Below are 19333 nucleotides of genomic sequence, written 5' to 3'. Positions count from 1 at the left end.
CGGCGGCACCGGTGCGGACCGGCGACTGGAGAGAAGAGGTGACCCGGGCGTGAAGCGCGTAGGCCTGTTCATCACGTGCGTCAACGACGCGCTCTACCCCGAGACGCCCAAAGCGGTCGTCCAGATCCTCGAACGGCTCGGCTACGAGGTCGACTTCCCCGCCGCACAGACCTGCTGCGGCCAGATGCACGCCAACTCCGGGTACCAGGAGGACGCGCGGACCCTCGCGCGCTCCTTCGAGGAGGTCTTCGGCGGCTACGACGCGGTCGTCACCCCCTCCGGCTCCTGCGCGGCGATGGTCCGCGACCAGTACCCGCACCTCACCGGCTCAGGGCTCGGCGCCCGTGTGCACGAGCTCTCCGAGTTCCTGCTGGACGTGGCCGGCGTCGAGGACGTCGGCGCGCGCTTCCCGCACCGCGTCACCTACCACCCGACCTGCCACGGGACCCGCGCGCTCGGGTTGGGGGACAAGCCCGTCCGGCTGCTGCGGGCGGTGCGCGACATCGAGCTGGTCGAGCTGCCCGCCGCCGACCAGTGCTGCGGCTTCGGCGGCACCTTCGCCCTGAAGAACAGCGAGGTCTCCTCCGCGATGCTCGCCGACAAATGCCGCAACGCCGCCGCCACCGGCGCCGAATACCTTGCGGCCGCCGACAACTCGTGCCTCACCCACATCGGCGGCGGCCTCACCCGCGCCGGAGGGCCGAGGCCCGTCCACTACGCCGAGATCCTCGCGAGCGCCGCATGAGCGCCCGCAAGCGCGGCACTGCCGTACCGACCAGCGCCGCCCCGGCCAGCGCCGTCGTTCCGGCCGCCTCGCTCATCCCCGCCGACGCACCGTTCCCCAAGGCCGCCAAGGTCGCGCTCGGGATGCCGCAACTGCGCAAGAACCTCGCCCACGCGACTGGGACGATCCGCGCCAAGCGCGCGAAGGTCGCCGGGGAACTCGACGACTGGGAGCACCTGCGCGACTCGGCGGCCGCGATCAAGGCCGACGTCCAGCACCGCCTCCCCGAACTCGCGATCGAGTTCGAGCGCAACGCGATCGCGGCCGGAGCCACGGTCCACTGGGCGCGGGACGGGGCCGAGGCGAACCGCATCGCCGTGCGGATCGTGCGCGAGGCCGGGGCCGAGGAGGTCGTCAAGGTCAAGTCGATGGCGACCCAGGAGATCGAGCTCAACGAGTACTTCGAGGCCCAGGGCCTCAGGGCCTTCGAGACCGACCTGGCCGAACTCATCGTGCAGCTCGCCGAGGACCGGCCCAGTCACATCCTCGTGCCCGCGATCCACTACAACCGCACCGAGATCCGCGACATCTTCGACCAGCGGATGGGCGACGCGCCCGCGGGGCTGACCGACGACCCGGCGGCGCTGGCCGAGGCCGCGCGGCTGCATCTGCGGCGGCGGTTCCTGTCGGCGAAAGTCGCCGTCTCGGGCGCGAACTTCGCGGTCGCCGAGACCGGTTCGCTCGTCGTGGTCGAGTCCGAGGGCAACGGGCGCATGTGCCTGACGATGCCCGAGACGCTCATCAGCATCGTCGGGATCGAGAAGCTGCTGCCGCGCTTCGAGGATCTCGAAGTGTTCATGCAGTTGCTGCCGCGGTCCTCGACCGGCGAGCGGATGAACCCCTACACCTCGGTGTGGACCGGTTCGCGCGAGGGCGACGGCCCGAGGGACGTGCACGTCATCCTCCTCGACAACGGGCGTACGCGGGTGCTCGAGGACGAGGTCGGTCGCCAGGCGCTGTCGTGCATCCGCTGCTCGGCCTGCCTGAACGTGTGCCCGGTGTACGAGCGGACCGGCGGGCACGCGTACGGGCACGTCTATCCGGGGCCGATCGGGGCGATCCTCGCGCCGCAGTTGGAGCCGGGCCGGCACGACGACCTGCCGTACGCGTCGAGCCTGTGCGGGGCCTGCTACGAGGTCTGCCCGGTGAAGATCGACATCCCCGAAGTGCTGGTCCACTTGCGACAGCAGGGTCCGCACGCGGCGGGGGAGCAGGCCGCGATGGGCGCGGCGAAGGCGGTCATGGCGCGCCCGCGCCTGTGGCGGACCGCGCTGCGCGCGGCCCGGCTTGGATCGCTGCCTTGGCGCCGTAAGGGATTCGTGCGCAGGCTGCCGTGGCCGGGATCGAGGTGGACGGTGAGCCGGGACCTGCCGGTGCCGCCGAAGGAGGACTTCCGGTCCTGGTGGAAGGAGCGGCAGCGGTGAGCGGGAGCGGCGAGGGCGGCGCGCGGGAGGAGATCTTGGCGCGGATGCGGCGGGCGTTGTCGGACGCGGGCGAGGCGCCGGAGGCGCCGCGCGAGTACCGGCGCGCGCTCGATCCTCAGACCGACGTGGTGGCGATGCTCATCGACCGCCTCCTCGACTACAAGGCGAACGTGCACCACGGCGTCGAGGCCATCGCCGAGGCCCTGGACGGCGAGGCGCGCGTGGTGGTTCCGGCGGACCTGCCGCGGGAGTGGCGGATCGGCGGAGCCGAGTTCATTCCCGACGGCCCCTTCGCCACCGACGCGTATTTGTCCACTGAGGATCTCGACGGGATGGACGCCGTCCTGACCGGCTGCGCGGCGGCGGTGGCGGTCTCGGGCACGATCATGCTGGACGCCGGTGCGGCGCAGGGGAGAAGAGCGATCACACTGGTCCCGGACCGGCACGTGGTGGTGCTGAAGCGCGAGCAGATCGTGGGTCACCTCGCCGAGGCGCTGCCGCGCCTCGACCCGAGAGCCCCGCAAACCTGGATCTCCGGCCCCTCGGCCACGAGCGACATCGAGCTGCAAAGAGTCGAAGGCGTGCACGGCCCCCGCCGCCTCGACGTGGTGCTGCTGGAGGACTGAGCGCGAACGCGCCGCTTCAGCGGCGGGTGCGGCGGACCCGCTCGCGTCCGAGGAGCCACAGGGCCTGGACGCCGTCCGTCCAGGTGATCTTCTTGCCCTCTTCGCGGCTGCGCGCGGTGTAGGAAATGGGCACCTCGTAGGGCCGGATGCCCTTCTTGAGCAGCTTCGCCGTCAGTTCGGCCTCCATGCCGAAACCGCCCGAGCGGATGTTCATGTCCAGGTACATCTGCCTCGGCAGGAGCTTGTAGCAGGTCTCCAGATCCGAGATGTACGAGTTGAACAGGATGTTCGCCGCGAGGGTGATGCCCTTGTTGCCCATGACGTACCAGAACGAGTACGCCGAGTGCGACCCGAACGAGCGCGACCCGTAGACCACCTCGGCCTTGCCCTCCAGCACGGGGGTGAGGAGTCTGGGCAGGTCGGCGGCGTCGTATTCGCCGTCGGCGTCGAACACGACCACGTAGTCGCCCAGCGCGGCCTTCGCCGCGGTGCGGATGGCCGCGCCCTTGCCCTTGTTGCGGTCGTGGCGGATCAGCCGCACCCGCTCATTGTCCTCAAAGGATTGGAGGACCTCCCAGGAGCGGTCTCGCGAGCCGTCGTCGACCGCGACCACTTCGGTCTCGCACGGGAATTCCACGGCGAGCAGTTCCTTGAGCGTCCCGGCCGCGAGTCGTTCCTCATTGAAAACCGGGACCAGCACCGACAACAGCATTGCTGCTCCATCCCGCGCGTCCGAACACGATTCCATAACCTTAACGCGCAGCCGCCAGAGCGCCACCCGCCGGGACGGTCGTGTTGAATGGAGCGGTGCTGCCCGTCCTGTGGCTCCTCGTTCTGCTCCCGGCGCTCGCCTACGCCCTCCGCCCCCGCGAGGGGGCGGTGATCGCGCCCGCCCGCCTCGCCGTCGTCCGCGCCGCTCTGCTGCTGGGCGCCTTCGGGATCGCGGTCGTCGAAGCGCTTTCGGCGTTCACCGCGCTCACCGCGGCGTCTGTCCTGATCGCCTGGATTGTCGCCTCTGTGGCGGTCGTGGCCGCGGTGCTGGCGCGCTGCGTCCGCGACGTCGCCCCCGACGAGCGCGGCCAGTCGCTCTACGCCCTCCGCAGCGAGCTGCGCAGCAGGCGCGGCGCGACCCGCCGCACCTGGCGCCGCACCAAGTCCGCCGCCGCGGCGGCCCCGGCGTGGCAGTGGGCGCTCGCCTGCGTCGTCGCGATCCTCTCCATCAGCGTCGCCGTCCTCGCGATCAGCTCCGCGCCCAACAACTTCGACTCCCAGACCTACCACCTGCCGCGCATCGAGCACTGGGTCCAGCAGGCCTCGGTCGCCGTGTTCCCCACCGACATCCACCGCCAGGTCGACCTCGGCCCCGGCTCCGAGTACCTCCTCACCCACGCCCGGCTCCTCACCGGCGGCGACGGCGCCTACAACCTGCTGCAATACCTCGCCGGGATCGGCGCGGCCCTCGCCGCCTCCCGCATCGCCGCCCAGCTCGGCGGCGGCCCGATGGCCCAGTTCGCCACCGTCTTCGTCCTCGCCACCACCCCCGAGGTGCTGCTCCAGGCCTCCAGCACCCAGGTCGACCTCGTCGCCGCCGCCTGGGTCGCCTGCCTCGCCACGGTCGTCCTCGACGAGTTCACCCGGCCCGGAGAGGCCGCCAGGGCCGGCGCGCTCCTGCGCGCGCCCGTCCCGCACGCCGACGCCTTCTATCTGGGGCTCGCACTCGGCCTCATCGCCGTCACCAAGACCACCGGCCTGCTCGCCGCAGCGCCGCTCCTGCTCATCTGGGGCATCGGACGGCTCGTGCGCGACGGCCGGCGCCGCCGCGCCTGCCTGTGCGGGCGCGGCGCGAGCGCGTGCACCCGCGCGGACGCCTCCCGGGCGCTCGAATCGCGCGCCAAGACCGTCCTCGCCTCTGTCGCGGTCCTCCTGATCGCCCTGACCCTGGTGGGGCCGTTCCTGCTGCGGATGCAGGAGACGTTCGGGCACCCGCTCGGCCCGCCGATGCTCCGCGAGTCCATCGGCGTCCAGACCGCCGACCCGCGCCTGATCGCGGTCAACTCCCTGCGCATCGCCCAGACCGGCCTCGACACGCCGATCCTGCCGCTCTCCGACGCTGCGGCCGCCGGCATCGGCGCCTTCGCGAACCTCCTCGGCGTCGACCTCAACGACCCGCGGACCACCTTCGGCGACACGCGGTTCCCCGTCGCCGCCTGGTACCCCGACGAGGACCGCGCCGCCTCCCCGCTCACCGGGCTCGCCGCGATCGCCGGGCTCATCTGGTTCGCCGTCAAGGGCCCGGGACTGCGCCGCGCCTACGCCGCCGCGCTCGCGTTCGCGTTCGTCGGGGTCGCCTGCACCGTCGCCTGGCAGCCGTGGATCAACCGGCTCACGCTGTTCCTGGTCGTCCTCGGCGCACCCGCAGTGGGCCTGCTCGCGGCGCACCTCGTCAAGGGCTTCGCCGCGACGGTCGGCGCGCAACGCCGCCGCCGCGCCGCCTGCGCCCTCATCGCGGTCTTCACCGTCCTCGCCTCGGTCGCCGGGCTGCTCACGGTCGCCTACGGCTACCCGCGGCGCCTCGCCGGGGCCTTCTCGGTCTTCAGCCTCACCGACAACGAGGAGCGCTTCGTGCGGCGCCTCGAATGGCTCCCGCAGTTCGAGGAGGCCGCCGCGGCCGTCGCCGCGGCCGAGCCCGACACGGTCGGCATCGTCCAAGGCAACGACTCGTGGGAGTACGCCTGGTGGGTCCTGCTGCCGGACGGGACCGAACTGGTCGCCCTCCAGTCGGTCGTGCCCGGGCACGAACCGGCCGACCCGGCCGCGGTCGACGCGATCGTCTGCGCCGAAGACCTCGACGAATGCCGCACCCTCACCCCCGAGGGCTGGGAGTTCCACGAACGGGGCGTCGTGGCCTGGGCGCTCCCGCCGAGCCCGGACTGACGCGGGGCCGACGCGGCCGTGCGGTCCGCGAAGGCGCGCCTTCCCGCAGGCCCGCGTGGACCTGAGCGCCGCCTTGCCGACGGTTGAGATTTCTAGTGCACTGAACGTTCTTTTTCTAGTGCACTAGACACCCGTGACCGCCCCGGGGCGAGCCCGCTAGCCTGGGCGCATGCTGCTTAGCGATCGCGACATCATCGATGCCGTCAAGAACGGCCGCCTCGGCATCGAGCCCTTCGAGGGCGAGCTCGTGCAGCCCTCCAGCATCGACGTCCGCCTCGACCGGCGCTTCCGGGTCTTCAACAACCAGAAGTACACCCACATCGACCCGGCCATGCAGCAGGACGAACTCACCACCGCCGTCGACGTCACCGGCGACGAGCCGTTCGTGCTCCACCCCGGCGAGTTCGTCCTCGCCTCCACCCTCGAGGTCATCACCCTCCCGGCCGACCTCGCCGCCCGCCTCGAAGGCAAGTCCAGCCTCGGCAGGCTCGGCCTGCTCACCCACTCCACCGCCGGGTTCATCGACCCGGGCTTCTCCGGGCACGTCACCCTGGAGCTCTCCAACGTCGCGAACCTGCCCATCACCCTGTGGCCGGGCATGAAGATCGGCCAGCTCTGCCTGTTCAAACTCTCCAGCCCCGCCGAGAACCCCTACGGCGCCGGGGCGAATTTCTCCCGCTACCAGGACCAGCGCGGACCGACCCCCTCCAAGTCCTGGATGCACTGGCGCACTTGGCCGACGTAGGCCCCGCCGCGCGCCGCGACCACCGGAGCGAGCGCCCATAACTACATCCATGTCAGGAGTAACTCCTGCGAAACGCCTGAATACGGGCAATATCAGGCTTACGCTCCGGTCATGGACATCTCGCAGAGCTTCCAGAACATGATGGACAGCGTCGTCGCGTTCCTGCCGCGTGCGCTGGCGTTCCTGGCGATCCTGGTCATCGGCTGGATCGTCGCCAAATGGATCGGCAAACTCGTCGGCAAACTGCTGCACAAGGTCGGTCTCGACAAGGTCGGCGACAAATCGGGCCTGCGTCGCTTCACCGGGAAATTCGAGCTGAGCGACCTGCTCGGCAGGCTCGTCTACTTCGCGCTGCTGCTGTTCACGCTGCAACTGGCGTTCGGGGCGTTCGGGACCAACCCGGTCTCGACCCTGCTCAACCAGCTCGTGTCGTGGCTGCCGCTGCTGTTCGTCGCACTTGTCATCGTCGTGGTCGCCTTCGCGATCGCGAACGCCGTGCACAGTCTCGTCAGCGGCACGCTGTCGGAGACCAGCTACGGCAACGTCGTGGCCCGCATCTGCCAGGTCGCGATCATCTTCTTCGGCGCGGTCGCCGCGTTCGGCCAGGTCGGCATCGCCACCACCGTGACCACGCCGATCATGTGGACGGTCCTGTCGATCGTCGCGGGCGTGACCATCGTCGGCGTCGGCGGCGGCCTCATCGCGCCGATGCGCGAGCGCTGGGAGCGGATGCTCAACAGCGCCGAGGACGAGGCGGGCAAGATGAAGGACGCGACCGGAGGGGCGGACGCGACCGCCTCGATGTCGCAGACCTACAGTTCGGAACGGTACGGGGCGTCGGCGGACACGCAGGCACCCGTGGCCGGCGCCATGGGCGAGGCGGCGGACGCCGAAGCCGAGCGCCGGGCGCACCCGACCGAGCATTAGCGATCGCGACGGGAGGCGATGTGTCTGGCCTCCCGCAGCGTCGAGCACCGCGCCGCGCGACCCGCCTTGCACCACGGCGGGAACCGCGGCCCGAACGCCGGCCGCACTCCGGGAACGGGGTGCGGCCGCTTCGCGTCCGGGCCCGGGGCACAAGGGAGGCCGGAGTGAATCGGGGGTGGGCGCGCCCCGCGAAAGGGGGCTTTTGCTCCGTGCCCGCACTCATACGTCCGAGTAACCTCTTGGTGGTGGAGATGCATGAAGCAGGCAGTCGCGGCGGTTCGAAACGCCGGCGCGAGATCCTCGACGTCGCGGTCGGACTGCTCGCCAAGCACGGCTACCACGGGGTCTCGATGGACGACATCGGCGCGGCCGCCTCGATCACCGGCCCGGCCCTGTACCACCACTTCAAGGGCGGCAAGGAGCAGATGCTCGCCGATGCGCTGATCCCCGTATCGGAGCGGCTGCTCGCCGGTGGAAGGCATTGGGCGTCGCTGCACTCGGAGGACCCGCAGGCGGCGCTGGAGGCGTTGGTGGACTTCCATTTGGAGGTCGTCATCGACTCGCCGGAGATCGTCATCCTGCATCTGCACGAGCTCGACCGGCTGCCGGAGGAGCCGCGCCGGGAGGTGCGCAAGCTCCAGCGCGTGTATGTGGAGGAGTGGGTGGGGGTGCTGTGCCGGCTGCGGCCGGGCTTGAAGCCCGAGCAGGCGAGGGTGCTCGCGCACGGCGCGTTCGGCCTGATGAACTCGACGCCGTACCTGTCACTGGGCCAAGAGGTCAGCGCCGACGAGACGGCGGCGCTCCTGCGCGCAGCGGCCCTGAGAGCCCTAGACCCCGGCTGACAAGGCCGCAACACTCGCACCCGCCCGCAGCCTACGGGCCCGCGATCCGGGTTGCGATGCGGGACTACCGGGTTCACGGCCGCCCGGCCTACGGGCCCGCATTCGGGGCCACCGAGCTAGCGCCGCCGCGAGTCCGCACGGACCCGCTTACGCGTCCGCGGTTCTCGCACCGCCCGCCGCCTCCCGCCGGCCCGCTCCACCGTGACCGTTGCGGGTCCCACGGATCGGCGATCCGCGCTCAAGCGCGCGGCTGCCAGCGCCCCTTCGGGGCGCCTGCCGGCCGCATGTCGGACCCTGGTGTCACCCTCGTATCGGGGGTGCAGGTGATGTCCGATTTGCCGTGACGCTCCGAGACTCGCCCGGATCCTCGAATCACCTGCCGCCTGCCGCCTGCGGCCGGCGAGGTCGCCGAAACGCCTTGTCGGACCCCCGTGTCACCCTCGTATCGGGGGCGCTGCTTGTGCCCGATTTGTGGGGAAACTCCCTGACACGCCCGTCTCGATATTCGGGATCGCGGGTTAGCATGGGCACGGTGCGGCACCCGTGCCGCACCGTCGACGTCGGCACTGGAAGGCGGGACCATGCACCAACCCGATCGGGTCGTCCTGCGCGAGGTCGCCCCCCGCGACGGCCTCCAGAACGAACCGCCCGTGCCCACCGCCGACAAGATCCGCCTCATCGACGCACTCGCCCGCACCGGCCTCTCCCGCATCGAAGCCGTCAGCTTCGTCAGCCCCAAGGCCGTCCCGCAGATGGCCGACGCCGCCGAAGTGTGGGCCGCGGTCGAGAAGCACCCCGGCATCCGCTACAGCGCCCTCGCCCCCAACCGCAAAGGCGTCCAACGCGCCCTCGACGCCGGGCTCACCGCCGTCGAGGTCGTCGTCTCCGCCTCCGAGACCCACAACCGCGCCAACATCGGCCGCAGCGTCGCCGAGTCGCTCGCCGAACTCCCCGACATCTGCGCGCTCGCCCGCGAACACCTCGGCTCGGTCGAGGTCATCATCGCCACCAGCTTCGGCTGCCCCTTCGAAGGCGACATCGCCCCCGCCAAGGTCGCCCGCATCGTCGAGGCCGCCGAAGCCGCCGGGGCCGGACGGGTCGCCTTCGGCGACACCACCGGCATGGGCACGCCCCGCCGCGTCACCGACCTGCTCGACGCGATCGACACCGACCTGCCCAAACTCATGCACTTCCACGACACCCGCGGGACCGCGCTGGCGAACCTCCTCACCGCGCTCGACCGCGGCATCGTCGAGTTCGACGCCAGCGTCGGCGGCATTGGCGGCTGCCCGTTCGCGCCGGGCGCCTCCGGCAACGTCGCCACCGAAGAGGTGGTCCACATGCTCCACGACATGGGCGTGGAGACCGGCGTGGACCTCCCGGCCCTCATCCGCACCGCCGAACTCGCGCAGGAGATCGTCGCCCGCCCGCTCGAATCCGGCGTGCTCCGCGCCGGCCCCAGGACCAAGCTCTCCCCGAAGCCGTGACGCGTCGCCCGAAGGCCTGCGGCACAGCAATACCGGGGCGGACGCGAAGTGAGGGCCCCGGGGTCTCGAACCTCCCCGGAGCCCTCGTCTCGGACACCGCCACAGGACGGCCGGTGCCCGCGTGCCGGGTAAAACCTCCGAATACCCGGACGACTCATCGTGGCACCCGAACCTCGGAAACCACGTCGATTTCTGTCGAAGCTCACGTAACAGTTCGCTAACGCGCACGCTCCGAAGGGACAAGTGCCGCGAACCGCCACGCCGCGAGCGCGCCCGCGACCGCGACGAGGACGAACACGCCTCTCCAGCCCCACAGCGGCAGCGCGGCCAGCGCCCCCGACCCGGCCACGATCCCCGCCAGCAGCGCCGCCGCCGAAAGCCCGACCGACGCCGAACCGTCGCCGACCTCGGCCTGCGCCATCACCCTGCCGGCCACCGCGACCACCGCGCCCGAGGCGACCCCGAGCACTCCGGCCGCGGCCACCGCCACGGCGAAGCCGACGGCGCCCAGCCCCGGCGCGAGCGCCAGCCCGGCCGTGGCGAAGGCCAACGCCCCCAACGCGACCGTTCCGGTCGTGCGGGCCCGGGCCGACTCGCCTGAGCGCCGTGAACCGTTGGCGGCCAGCACGAAACCGACCGCGCACGCCCCGATCGGCCACAGCCGCGAACCCGTTCCGGCAGCCGTGCCCGCGGCGATGTCGCCGGCCAGGAGCACGGTCACCACCGGAGCCGCGAAGGCGACCGCCTGCGCGCCCGCCGCCCGAAGCGCCGAGCCCCACCGGGACGTTCCCCAGCCGGCTGCCTGCAACGGTGCCGTCTCAGAACGCGCCGTCTCCGTGCGCGCCGTGCTCGGCCACGCCGCCGCCTGGCGGCGGGGCTCGCGGATCTCGATCGAAGCGGTCATGGACACGACGCTAAGTCCGTTCGGGCCCGCCGTCCCCAGTCGGACGACCGGGCCCGGCGACCGGTCCCCGACCCCGGTATGCCTGCGCGTTCCACCAGGTCAAACCGACCCCGGTCGACCCCAGTCGAATGACAGATGCGATCGGGGCCGCACCGCGGATACGCTTGATCGGTCCCCGGTCGTCCTGAGGATGGAGTCGCCGTGCGGTCCAAGCCGAGCCCCGCCACCACCACCGCGCGCGCACCCCGGGGCCCCGCGTCCCGCGCCGCCGCGAGCATCGATCCCGTCGTCTGCGACGACGCCTCGCCCACGCTGTGCGAATCGCCCGAACACGCCACCCGCACCGTTCTCTACGGTCGGGACGCCGAGCTCGACACGATCCAGGCGCTCCTCGACGGCGCCCGCGTCGGCCACGGCGGCGCCCTGGTCGTGCGCGGCGAGCCGGGCATCGGCAAGTCCGCGATCGTCGACGCCGTGATCCCCCGCGCCGACGGGTTCACCGTCCTGCGCACCCTCGGCGTCGAAGCCGAGCACACCTGGTCCTACGCCGGCCTCCAGATGCTGCTCCACCCGCTGCTGCACCGCATCGACCTCCTCCCGGCCGCCCAGGCCGAGGCCCTGCGCACCGCCCTGGGCATGGGCGACGGCGCCGGGCGCCCCCACTCCCTCCAGGTCGGGCTCGCCCTGCTCAACCTGCTCGTGGACGCCTCCGCGAAGCAGCCGGTGTACGTGGTCATCGACGACGCCCACTGGCTCGACCGCGACTCCACCAACGCGCTCCTGTTCGCCGCCAGGCGCATGTCGACCGAGTCGATCACGATGGTCCTGGTCGTGCGCGACGGCTTCGCCCCCGACTTCCCGGCCCCGGGCATCCCCGAGCTCACCCTCGGCCCGCTCGACCTCGACTCCTCCCAGGCGATCCTCGATATGCGCGCCGACGAGATCCCCTTCACCAGCCGCGACTGGATCCTGCGCATGGCCGAGGGGAACCCGCTGGCGCTCCTGGAGCTCCCGGCCGCCGACAACGAGGAGTCGCTGCTGCGCGCCGACACCTCCAACAGCCGCTACTCCACGACCTCCCGCATCAAGCAGGCGTTCACCGAGCGGATCATCGCCCTGCCCGAGTGCACCCGCACGATCATCCTGCTCGCCGCCGCCGAGGAGACCGGCGAGACCGCCGTGATCGCCGAGGCCGCAGCGCATCTCGGGTCGAGCCTCGCCGACCTCGAACCGGCCGAAGTGGACGATCTGGTGCGGTACCACCGCGGCCGCATCGAATTCGTGCACCCGCTGATCCGCTCCACCGCCTACCACTCGGCCCCCAGGGCCCGCCGCATCGAAGCGCACCGCGCCCTGTCCGAGGCGTTCGGCGACGACGACATCCGCGCCGCCCGCCACCTCGCCGCCGCCACCACCGGCCTCGACGAGAAGGCCGCCGCCGCACTCGAGTCCATCGCCTCCTATGAGGCCGAACGAGGCGGCTGCGTCGCCGAGATGGCCGCGCTCGAACGCGCCGCCAGCTTCACCCCCGACCACTACCAGCGGGCCCGCAGACTCGTCCTCGCCTCCCAGACCGCTTACGCCGCAGGCATGACCGGCAAGGCCGTCGAACTCGCCGAAGCGGCCGAGCGCCTCACCGACGACCACGTGCTCCTCGCCCGCACCGCCCTCATCCGCGCCACGATCCTCTCCTGGGCCGGCCACTCCAAGGGTTTCGACGTCTGGATGGAATCGGCCGAGCACTACGCCGCCACCGGCCACGAGAACACCGGCTACCCGCTGCTGCGCGGCGTCTGGAACGCCTGGGAGACCGGCGATTTCGCGAAGGTCAAGTACGCCTCCTCGCTCGCTTCGAAATACGGCGGTTCCAACAACGCCTGGGTGCGCCGCCTCGCGCGCGCCGCCGCCGGACTCAACCGCCAGCCCGACGACACCGCCGGGGAGGCCGTCGACGCCCTCCGCTCGCTCTACGACTACTACCAGCCGCTCCACGAGGACTTCAAGGCCTTCGACCAGGTGCTGGCCGCGCGCTGGCGGTTCCTCGCCGGGGACGTGCCGGCCGCGAACCTCGCTGCGGCCGTGCAGGTGCGCGAGTGCCGCGAGCGCGGCGCGCTGAGCCCGCTCGTGCAGGCGCTGCTGGTGCACGCCCAGACGCAGTTCCATTATGGACGGTATGCGGACGCTCAGGCCTCGGCTTCGAGCGCCATAGAGCTGGCCCACGAGCAGAACGACCGCCGGGCGCTCATGCAGGGGCGCATCTGGGTCCTGCTGCCGATCGCCGCGATCCGCGGCGAGGAGAAGCGCTGCCGCGAACTCGTCGCCGCCGCGATCGAGGACGCCCCCGAGGACTCGGTGATCCCCGCCGACACCGCCCTGGGCCTGCTGGAACTGGGGCTCGGGCGCTATGAGGCCGCGTTCGACCGGTTGCTGCGCATCGCCGAGGGGCTCACCCCGATGGAGGTGCTCACGCAGGTCCCGACCCTGGTCGAGGCCGCGTTCCGGTCCGGGAGGCTCGGCGAGGTCAAAGCGGCCTTCGACTGGTTCGCCGACTGGGCCGACGCCACCGGCCGCTCCTACTGGGAGGCCCTGGTCGAACGCTGCCGGGCGCTCATGGCGACCGAGGCCGAGGCCGGGGCGCACTTCGCGCGGGCCGTGGAGCTGCACCGGGCCGACGACATCGACCCGTTCGAGCGGGCCCGCACCGAACTCGTCTACGGCGAGTGGCTGCGCCGGGTGCGGCGCATCAACGAGGCCCGAGCGCACCTGCGCGAGGCCACCGAGGTCTTCGAGCGACTCGGCGCGGCCCCCTGGACCCAACGGGCCCAAGGGGAACTGCGCGCCGCGGGCGACTCGACCGCGGTCGAGTCCAAACCGGACCTGGCCGAACTGCTGACCCCGCAGGAGCTCCAGGTGGTCCGACTGGCCGCGGACGGGCTCACCAATCGCCAGATCGGCGAGCAGTTGTTCGTCAGCCCGAGGACGGTCGGCTACCACCTGTACAACGCCTACCCGAAGCTCGGCGTCTCCTCGCGGACCGAACTGGCCAAACTGGACCTGTGACCGCACCGGATCACGCGGCCCGCGCCGGAACCGGTGCGCGCCAAGGCTTCGTCGTCGCCTGCAAGGCCGCGCCGAGGACCAGGATCGCCGCCACGGTCCACGCCGAGAGCCGGTAGCCGTCCACGGCCGTCGCGCCCAGGCCCCAGGCCAGAGCGGCGATCACCGGTCCCAGCGAGGTCCCGATCGTGCGGGTCGTGGCCATGAACGCCCCGGCCGTGCCCGACTGGTCGGCCGGCGCCGAGGCCAGCAGGTGCGTGTTCATCGGGGTGTTGAAGATCCCGAACGCCAAGCCCAGCAGGCCGATCCGCGCTCCGAGACCGAACAGGCCGGTCGTCTCGTCGACGAACAGCAGCGGCACGACTCCCGCGACCACCAGGCCCGCCCCGGCCATCGAGACGCGGCCGGGGCCGAAGCGGTCGGCCAGCCATCCGGCGAGCGGCGTCATCACCGCGACCCCGCCGATGAACGTGAGCATCACCGTCGACACGAGTTCGGGCCGCAGCCGCTGCACGTCGGTGAGCAGGAACGGGAGGCTGAAGTTGAGCAGCCCGGTCACCGCCGACAGCAACGTGAGGCTCAGCAGCGCCCCGGCCATCTGCGGCGACCGCAGCAGCGCCACAGTCGGCGCCGAGGAGGGCCGGCGCACCCACAGCGTCCCCAGGGCGATGCTCGCCGCGAACGCCCCCGCGGCGATCCACGGCGAGGAGTCCACGTACTCGAACGCGAGGAGGAACGCGACGATCGCCCCGCCCGAGGTCGCCGTGTCGCTCAGCAGGGTCCGGTCGGGCCGGGGCAGGCCCGTCCCGTTGCTGGGCACCGCGACCGCGACGGCCGCGACGGCGGCGGCCGAGAGCACCGCGAAGACCCAGAACAGGCCGCGCCAGTCGAAGGCCGCCACGATGAACCCGCCCGCGCCGACCATGCCCATCCCGCCGATGGTCATGAGCAGCGCGATGACCGACATCGCCCGGCCGCGTCGAGCGGGCGCGGCCGAGGTCACGATGATGCGGCCGGTCATGCCGAACAGGAGGCCGCCGAGGAGCCCGGCGAACGCGCGGGCGGCCAGGAGGGTCGCGAAGCTCGGGGCGAGCGCGGCTGCGACCGAGCCGATGCCGAGTGCGGCCATCGCGAACACGGCGACCGCGCGCAGGTCGGCGCGGTCGGCGAGGCGCCCGGCGGCGATCGCGACGGCCCCGACGGGCAGGGCGTAGGCGAGCAGGACCCAGGCGGTGGCCGCCTCGGTCACCGAGAACTCGGTGCGGATCAGCGGCAGGGCCACCGCGAGGCTGGACATGCCGCCGGCGACGACGAGCTGGGCGAATCCGACGGCGACGATTGCCGCCCAACGGGTGGTGGCGGCCTCCTGGGCCGCCGGTGCTGTGGTGGTCATGGCGGCCACGCTAGGGCGGGTGCGACGGGGCCCGCATCTGTCGTTCGACCGAACCGCGCGACCGGTCGCGGCGCACGCGCCCGCACGTCGCCCGGGCGTGACCGGGCCGGTCGCGGGCCAGTCGACCGACAGATGTCGGACCGGTCGGACCGTCCGTAGCTTCGGTTCCGGGCGGTGAGGACCGCCGCAGAGACTGGAGGAGTGCAGCACCATGAGCGACAAGCTGAACCTGGGCGTCATCATCGGGACCACCCGCGAGGGCCGCTGGGGGCCGGTGCCCGCCAAGTGGATCGCCGACCTCGCCGAGCGGCACGGCGGCTTCGAGGTCGACCTCATCGACCTGCTCGACGCCGACCTGCCCCAGCACCTCGCCGAGCGCGACATGTGGTCGACCGAGGGCGACCCGACCGGGCCGGTCGCGGCCCTGTCGGAGCGGTTGCACCGCGCGGACGCGTTCGTCGTGGTCACCGGCGAGTACAACATGTCGATCCCGGCGCCGCTCAAGCACGCCATCGACTACTACATGAACGAGTGGGCCGCCAAGCCCGTCGCGCTGGTCACCTACGGCGGCAAGACCACCGGTGGGCAGAACGCGGCGCAGCACCTGCGGCAGATCTTCCCGGAGCTGCGGACGTTCACGATCCGCAACTCGATCGCGTTCCCGCGGTTCTACCAGCACTTCGACGCGAACGGCGATTTCACCAAGTTCGACGAGGAGGAGCCGGGCGCGACGAAGCTCCTGGAGGAGCTGGAGTGGTGGGGGCGGGCGCTGACTGAGGCGCGCCGGGCCGCACCGCTGCCGTCCCCGTACTAGGGGCGCGGCCGATGCCCGGGCGCGACGAAGCTCTTGGAGGAGCTGGAGTGGCGAGGGCAGGCGCTGACCGAGGCGCGCCGCTGCCGTCCCCGTACTACGGGTGGGGCCGGGCTCAGTCGTACTCCGGGGCCCCGTCCACAACCGCCGTCTCCGTACTGCGGGCGCGGCCGATGCGTTGGGCGGGTTCGGCGCGGCGGCGTGCGCGGGTGGGCAGCCGGGATTTCGGCGGGGCCGCGGTTGCTCCCATGGGGCCCCGTTCGCCGCAGTCGGAACACTGCCCGACCCATTCGGGGACCCGCACACCGCACCCGCCGCAGGCGTAGCGACCCGCCGGAATGCCTGCTCGAAGCGTCGAGGGCCTCCCCGAGAACACCCAGGCCGGGGAGGCCCTCCGCGACCCCGCTGAACTGGGAAACCGCCCCGATGCCCGTTGCTGACGGTGCGCCCGGACGGCCCCGGTGCAGCGGCTCGAACCGGGCACGGCGACCGTCTCGGACCGGTCGTCAATACGTCCTAGGACCGGGTCCGGGGACCGGGCGAATCGGGCGTTCGGCGGTACCGTTGGAGCGTGCTGTACGGACGTGACACGGAGACCGCCGCCCTCGCCGCCCGCATCGCCGCCGCTCGGGCGGGGAGCGGGTCGTCGCTGGTGGTGCGCGGCGAAGCGGGGATCGGCAAGTCGAGCCTGGCGGCGGCCGCCGCCGAGGCCGCCGAGGGCTTCACCGTGCTGCGCTGCACCGGAGTCGAGTCCGAGCACTCCTGGTCCTTCGCGGGACTCCAGGCGCTCTTGCTGCCGCTCGCGGGCCACTTGGAGGCGATCCCGGAGCATCACGCGTGCGTGCTCTCGCGCGTCCTCGGCCTGTCCGCGGTCCCCGACAAGGCCTCGCCCCCTGGGGATCTGCGGTTCACCGTCGGCCTCGCGGCGCTGAGCCTCCTGGCCGAGGCCGCGTCGCATCGACCAGTGTTGACTATTGTGGACGACGCGCACTGGCTCGACCCGGACTCGGCCGCGGTGCTGCTGTTCATCGCCAAACGCCTTGCCGCCGAATCGGTCGCGATGCTCCTCCTGGTCCGAGAGGGCTACGCGCCCGACTTCCCGACGCCCGGCCTCGACGAGATGCGCCTGGGCCCGTTGGACGAAGCCGCCTCCGGAGCCCTGCTCGGCGAACGCCTCAAAGGACTGTCCTACACGTCCAGAAACCGCATCCTGCGCTCCGCAGAAGGCAATCCGCTGGCCCTCCTCGAACTCCCGCCGGTCGAGTCGGACGTGCGCCTGGCCGCCGACTGGACCGCGCCGCGCTCGACCACGAGCCGCCTCAAGCAGGTCTTCGGCGACCGCATCGAACGGCTGCCCGAGGCGACCCGCACCCTGCTGCTGCTCATCGCCGCCGACGACACCGCCGACACCGGCCTGGTCCTGGACGCCGCTGCGAAACTCGGAGCGGCCCTCACCGACCTCGCCCCGGCCGAGGCCGACGACCTCGTCCGCTACGAGGGCGGCCGGTTCACCTTCGGGCACCCGCTCATCCGCACCGCCGCCTACCAGGGCGCGCCGGTGTTCCGCCGCCTCGAAGCGCACCGCATCTTCGCCGACGTCCTCGAGTCTGAGGATCACCGGCGGCCGTTCCACCTCGCCGCCGCCGCGACCGGGCCCGACGAGAGCGTCGCCGCCGCCCTGGAGGCCTCGGCCGAATGCGCCTCGACCTGCGGCGGGCACAACGTCGAGTACGCCGTGTTCGAACGCGCCGCCGAGTTCACTCCCGAAGGGCCCGAACGCGGCAGGCGACTGCTGCGCGCCGCCGAGGCGGCCGCCGCGGGCGGCAACGGCCCCAAGGCCTGGGCGCTGTGCGCCGCGATCGGCCAGTCCACGAGCGACCGCTCCGTCCACGCCCGCGCCACGCTCATCGCAGCCATGGTCGCCTCGTGGAACAACGACGTGCGCGAGGCCTACCGGCTCTACATGGAAGCGGCTGACCACTACACCGCCGCCCAGCCCGAGGCGGCCGGGTACCCGCTGTTCCGCGCCGTCGAACTCGCCTGGCAGGCAGGGGACTTCTCCCGCGCGGAGGTCGCCGCCGAGCACGCCGAGCGTCTGGAGATCGCGCACTCCCCGTGGGTGCGCGACCTCGCCAAGGCCACCGCCGGCTTCAACCGCTCCTGCACCGTCTCGATCACCGAAGCCGTTGCGGCCCTGCGCGGACTGGTGGACATCCATGTCGGCTTCGGCGCCTCCGTCACCCCTGAGAACCGCGCGATGGTCGCCTGGTGGCAGACCCTCATCGGCGACATCGACGCCGCCGAGCGCACCGCCGCCGAGACCGTCCGCGTCGCCCGACAGACCGGCGCGGCCGGGGCCCTGCCCCGGGCGCTCGTGCTCGGCGGCATGACCGAACTCGAACGCGGCCGTTGGAAGGACGCGGAGGCCATGGCCGCCAACGCCATGGACCTCTCCACCGAACTCGGGCAGCCCATCGGGCTCGTCAAGGCCCGCGCCTACATCCTCGCCCCGATCGCGGCCCTGCGCGGCGAGGAGGAACGCGTCCGCGAACTCGTCGAGGCCGCCCGCGCCGACTCGCCGCCCGACACCGCCGTCACCATCGACACCGCGTTCGCGCTGCTCGATTTCTCCCTGGGCCGCAATGAGGAAGCCCTCGACCGGCTCATGAACCACCTCGACTCGAACGCCCCGGGAGACGCCCTCGCCTACGTGCCGGTCGCCGTCGAGGCGGCCGTGCGCACCGGCGAACCGGAGCGGACCGCCGACGCCTTCGCCTGGTACACCGAATGGGCCGAAGCCGGCGGCCACCCGCACCTCGCGGCCGTGGTCGAACGCACTCGCGGCCTCCTGGCCGGCGAGGCCGAGGCCGGGGCGCATTTCGAGCGGGCCGCCGCACTCCACAAGGAGGCCGAAGGGCACCCGTTCGAGACCGCCCGCACCGACCTCGTGCTCGGCGAATGGCTGCGCCGCGCCCGACGCGTCAATGAGGCCAAGACGCGCTTGCGTTCGGCCGCAGCGGTCTTCGAACGGCTCGGGGCCGAACCCTGGGCCGAGCGGGTGCGCCGGGAACTGCGCGCCGCAGGCGACGCCGGCCCCGTCGAGGCCGCCCCGGACCTGGCAGACAAGCTCACGCCGCAAGAGCTGCAAGTCGTCCGACTCGCGGCTGCGGGCCTGAGCAACCGCGAGATCGGCGAGCAGCTCTACCTGAGCCCCAGGACCGCCGGGTATCACCTATACAAGGCGTACCCGAAGCTGGGCGTGGCCTCGCGGAACGAACTGGCCAAGCTCGGGCTTTAGCCCCGCATGGATTGTGAACCCGATCCGTCACGGAGTGATCGGACTATGATCCCATGTGTCCGAGGTGGAGCGGCTGGTTCAGCGCCGGGTTGCCGGTTGGG

General features: G+C 72.1%; 14 protein-coding genes. 11 read left to right on the top strand and 3 right to left on the bottom strand.

Features of this window, described 5'->3' with window-relative positions:
* Nucleotides 1-49 precede the first annotated feature (49 nt).
* From IF12_RS0120275 to IF12_RS0120265, 3 genes are read left to right on the top strand one after another with little or no spacing between them, the layout of a single operon-like run.
* Nucleotides 50-745: a (Fe-S)-binding protein gene (locus IF12_RS0120275; protein ID WP_030161719.1), complete on the top strand. Its 696-nt coding sequence runs from the start codon at nucleotides 50-52 to the stop codon at nucleotides 743-745.
* The gene (locus IF12_RS0120270; RefSeq protein WP_081913786.1) at nucleotides 742-2208 is read left to right on the top strand and encodes a lactate utilization protein B; all 1467 of its coding nucleotides are present in this window, start codon (nucleotides 742-744) and stop codon (nucleotides 2206-2208) included. Before IF12_RS0120275 ends, IF12_RS0120270 begins: the two co-directional genes overlap by 4 nt.
* Complete coding sequence (locus IF12_RS0120265) at nucleotides 2205-2834, top strand: LUD domain-containing protein (RefSeq protein WP_030161715.1); 630 nt, start codon at nucleotides 2205-2207, stop codon at nucleotides 2832-2834. Before IF12_RS0120270 ends, IF12_RS0120265 begins: the two co-directional genes overlap by 4 nt.
* 16 nt (nucleotides 2835-2850) lie before the next feature.
* On the opposite strand, the gene IF12_RS0120260 is transcribed toward IF12_RS0120265, so the two are convergent.
* Entirely contained in the window at nucleotides 2851-3546 is a 696-nt protein-coding gene (locus IF12_RS0120260) for a glycosyltransferase family 2 protein (RefSeq protein ID WP_030161714.1), read from the bottom strand.
* 95 nt (nucleotides 3547-3641) lie between these two features.
* On the opposite strand from IF12_RS0120260, the gene IF12_RS0120255 reads away from it, so the two are divergent.
* From IF12_RS0120255 to IF12_RS0120235, 5 genes are all read left to right on the top strand, one after another.
* Nucleotides 3642-5768, top strand: coding sequence for a hypothetical protein (locus tag IF12_RS0120255; RefSeq protein ID WP_030161712.1), 2127 nt, complete (start codon nucleotides 3642-3644; stop codon nucleotides 5766-5768).
* 169 nt (nucleotides 5769-5937) lie between these two features.
* On the top strand, nucleotides 5938-6513 hold the full coding sequence (dcd, locus tag IF12_RS0120250) for a dCTP deaminase (protein WP_030161710.1): 576 nt from the start codon (nucleotides 5938-5940) through the stop codon (nucleotides 6511-6513).
* A gap of 111 nt (nucleotides 6514-6624) precedes the next feature.
* Nucleotides 6625-7440: a hypothetical protein gene (locus tag IF12_RS0120245; RefSeq protein ID WP_030161708.1), complete on the top strand. Its 816-nt coding sequence runs from the start codon at nucleotides 6625-6627 to the stop codon at nucleotides 7438-7440.
* A gap of 251 nt (nucleotides 7441-7691) precedes the next feature.
* Nucleotides 7692-8282 (top strand): TetR/AcrR family transcriptional regulator, encoded by a 591-nt coding sequence (locus IF12_RS0120240; RefSeq protein ID WP_030161707.1) that lies wholly within the window; start codon nucleotides 7692-7694, stop codon nucleotides 8280-8282.
* A 581-nt stretch (nucleotides 8283-8863) separates the two neighbouring features.
* Nucleotides 8864-9769: a hydroxymethylglutaryl-CoA lyase gene (locus IF12_RS0120235; protein WP_030161705.1), complete on the top strand. Its 906-nt coding sequence runs from the start codon at nucleotides 8864-8866 to the stop codon at nucleotides 9767-9769.
* Nucleotides 9770-9986: 217 nt separating this feature from the next.
* On the opposite strand, the gene IF12_RS0120230 is transcribed toward IF12_RS0120235, so the two are convergent.
* Entirely contained in the window at nucleotides 9987-10673 is a 687-nt protein-coding gene (locus IF12_RS0120230; RefSeq protein WP_133884094.1) for a hypothetical protein, read from the bottom strand.
* Nucleotides 10674-10874: 201 nt separating this feature from the next.
* On the opposite strand from IF12_RS0120230, the gene IF12_RS0120225 reads away from it, so the two are divergent.
* Nucleotides 10875-13733: an AAA family ATPase gene (locus IF12_RS0120225; RefSeq protein WP_051704665.1), complete on the top strand. Its 2859-nt coding sequence runs from the start codon at nucleotides 10875-10877 to the stop codon at nucleotides 13731-13733.
* Between the two features lie 10 nt (nucleotides 13734-13743).
* Here IF12_RS0120225 and IF12_RS0120220 read toward each other — a convergent pair whose 3' ends face one another.
* The gene (locus IF12_RS0120220) at nucleotides 13744-15123 is read right to left on the bottom strand and encodes an MFS transporter (RefSeq protein WP_166659548.1); all 1380 of its coding nucleotides are present in this window, start codon (nucleotides 15121-15123) and stop codon (nucleotides 13744-13746) included.
* 211 nt (nucleotides 15124-15334) lie between these two features.
* On the opposite strand from IF12_RS0120220, the gene IF12_RS0120215 reads away from it, so the two are divergent.
* Together IF12_RS0120215 and IF12_RS0120210 are read left to right on the top strand one after the other, a co-directional pair.
* Nucleotides 15335-15937 (top strand): NADPH-dependent FMN reductase, encoded by a 603-nt coding sequence (locus IF12_RS0120215; RefSeq protein WP_030161697.1) that lies wholly within the window; start codon nucleotides 15335-15337, stop codon nucleotides 15935-15937.
* A gap of 568 nt (nucleotides 15938-16505) precedes the next feature.
* On the top strand, nucleotides 16506-19232 hold the full coding sequence (locus tag IF12_RS0120210; protein WP_030161695.1) for an AAA family ATPase: 2727 nt from the start codon (nucleotides 16506-16508) through the stop codon (nucleotides 19230-19232).
* Nucleotides 19233-19333 lie beyond the last annotated feature (101 nt).

Origin of the sequence: Glycomyces sp. NRRL B-16210, from assembly GCF_000719515.1 — a bacterium.
GTDB lineage: Bacteria > Actinomycetota > Actinomycetes > Mycobacteriales > Micromonosporaceae > Glycomyces.
Note: the sequence above shows the minus strand (reverse complement) of the source record. Positions and strands in the feature narration are given on the sequence as shown.